This window comes from Zooshikella harenae, from assembly GCF_018837975.1.
GTDB lineage: Bacteria > Pseudomonadota > Gammaproteobacteria > Pseudomonadales > Zooshikellaceae > Zooshikella > Zooshikella harenae.
On the sequence record NZ_JAGSOY010000191.1, the window covers coordinates 1 to 2,433 of the forward strand.

At 41.6% G+C, this 2,433-nt stretch carries 3 protein-coding genes; all 3 read right to left on the minus strand.

The window, feature by feature from the left end; genetic code table 11:
* Window positions 1-102: 102 nt before the first annotated feature.
* Window positions 103-507 carry a hypothetical protein gene (locus tag KCG35_RS24645; RefSeq protein ID WP_215822505.1) on the minus strand — a complete coding sequence of 135 codons (405 nt, stop codon included), beginning with the start codon at window positions 505-507 and terminating at the stop codon, window positions 103-105.
* 1,017 nt (window positions 508-1,524) lie between these two features.
* Window positions 1,525-1,929, minus strand: coding sequence for an SCO4402 family protein (locus KCG35_RS24650; protein WP_215822506.1), 405 nt, complete (start codon window positions 1,927-1,929; stop codon window positions 1,525-1,527).
* Window positions 1,926-2,433 (minus strand): hypothetical protein (locus KCG35_RS24655; RefSeq protein WP_215822507.1); only part of this gene is annotated, 508 nt, incomplete at its 5' end. The genes KCG35_RS24650 and KCG35_RS24655, both read right to left, overlap by 4 nt.

A 2,433-nucleotide genomic window follows, 5' to 3' on the forward strand; every position in this document is an offset into this window, starting at 1 on the left:
GTGCCCCCTCGGCAAGCGTGTGTATGAAAAAGATTTTCCAGTTTTAAAATAAAAAGCCCAGTAACAAACCTGGGCTTTTTATTTATTTGATAATTTTGATTTTTAATCAAATTCTATATTACACTCAGATAATAAATATTCACTACCATCGTGAAGCAATATTTTATCTTGGAGGATTTTTGCTACAGAAAGCCCCAGAGATTTTGCTCCTTGCTCAATCTGCTGACGCCATCCTTCAATATCACCTTTATAGGAAACGGCAAAGTAGCAACCACCTGAAGGCACTGAGATCTTGCAGCCTTCATTAATTACCCCACCACTAGTAGCTATTGGAGGATCTATCTCTCGAACAACCTTTTTAAAGAGAGCACTTAATGATTTCCAAGTAGAATTGGAATCACAGCTAATATACCTAAACTCCCTTTCTGTTTTAACTACAGTGCCTGGTATTTTACGTTCTTTATCAAAAAATTCTGCTCCTAGAATCTCTTTCATTGTTTTCGTCATATTAAATTCTCACAGTTTGTTTACAGGTGTAATAACAAACTCAAAGTTACTAACCCCAGCATCAGTAAAAACTTTCTTATAGTGCTCTGCGAGTTCAGTGCTGTTTGTATGATAGATGACCTTTTCGAAGCCTGCACTATACTTCTTAGCTTGGTCAAGCATTTTCTTTTGCTCAGCAACAGCCCAAGGCTTATCACCATTTTTACTGTCTGGGTTACGTAAAGATTTACTCCAGTCATCAACATATTTTGCTTCTATGGCATTATTGCCTACTACATTATCAGCTACGCCAGATTTCCATTCACCATCAACAAGTGCTTCGTATTCCCGTTGAGAAAAGGGAACACCACCATATAACCCTCTAACATCAAGACACCCTGACGCTCATCGTAACCAAGACTGCTCGCAACCCCAGTGTCTTCAACGTCTTAAAGAGACTAAACCCCAAGCGCTTGGGCATTTTAACAACTTAAAACCCTAGACGCACTGTTAGCCTTATTCCCGGCAGTGATTTGCCTCTAAACTGCAACACTTGATCGAACAGGTCAGACAACTTCCAAGAACAAAGCAGCAATTTGTGATGGAGATGTTAGAGACAGTGTTACAGCAAGCTGCTCATTAAAAAGCCCGCAGAGCGGGCTGGGTTTGTACCTGACAAATCAGAAAGGCGACTTGAATTTTTCATTGTGCGCCTTTCTGGATTGTGGGTGTCTTAGATTTCTGCCCTTAGATTTCTGCAAGCGTTATGGGTGTCTTGGAATTCTGCAAGCGTTATGGGTGTCTTGGAATTCTCGTGGGTGTCTTGGAATTCTCGCAAAGAAATTAAGGTGGTAAACACCTTGCTGGAAAGCTTAATTCTGAAGCACAACGCTAAGCGTGCTTTTGTAGAGGGCTAAAAATGACACAGGATAATGAACAGTATCCGTCCAGAAGATTAAGACAGCGTAAACAACCCGCTTACAAACCTGGCGCTGTACCGGGTCTGTAAGCAGATGATTGATAAATACGGCTAGGTTTTTAGTTATTGCGCTCTGTTGGATTATGGGTGTGTTGGATTTCAGTACCAGAAAGCTTTCTGAATGCTAATTGGGCGAACATAAGAACATCTTTCCATTCAACTAAGTTTATGTATTCCCTATCAGACAGTTCAGTTCCATATTTTTCAAAGACTATCTGCAATTCATTACAAAGAGACCTGATTGAATCAGCCTCCTCCTTGTTCCTCAAAAAGACCCCTATAAGACTTTCGGGGTCATCAGATAATACCGTATCATCAAAAAGAAAATGGATAGCATAGTCTAATTCATCATGCTCAACCCCGTAGGGACATTTACCATTAACCCAACAGTCATTTTGGTAATCCCAATTCGATAAATCCTTCAGATAGCTAAGTAACTCATTTCGCATTGCGGGGTATTTCATAAAGGAGAATCCCAGCTTTTCCAATTCTGATATTCATTGAGAGGTATGTGTGCTTGCTCAGCATTATCTTTGATTGACCCCTGAATCTGTTTTCCGTCACGGCCTATAACTTGCCCATTGCGCCTAACAATTACATGATCGACCTGCTGACTGGATAGACTATGGTGTGGATTTCCTTGATCTATACGAACGCCATTTCCGGGATTGTCAGGGTCTTGCCATCTTGTGCCAACACCTTTCTTATTGGCTTTATTACCCCATCCAGCTGGGATTTTTTCCGTAACGTTTTTCGGTACTCCCCACTTTGTAACTTGAGAACCAGCCCCTTGGTTATCACTCGTATTTGAATTTGGTGGCGTCCATGTATTACCAGCCCCAAAGCCACCACTACTATCACCCGCATCCACTTCACCACTGTTACCAAAGCCTCCGCTCGTGTCACCCGCATCGACTTCACCTGAGCTACCAAAACCATCATTACCATCAGCTACTTCGCCACTGCTG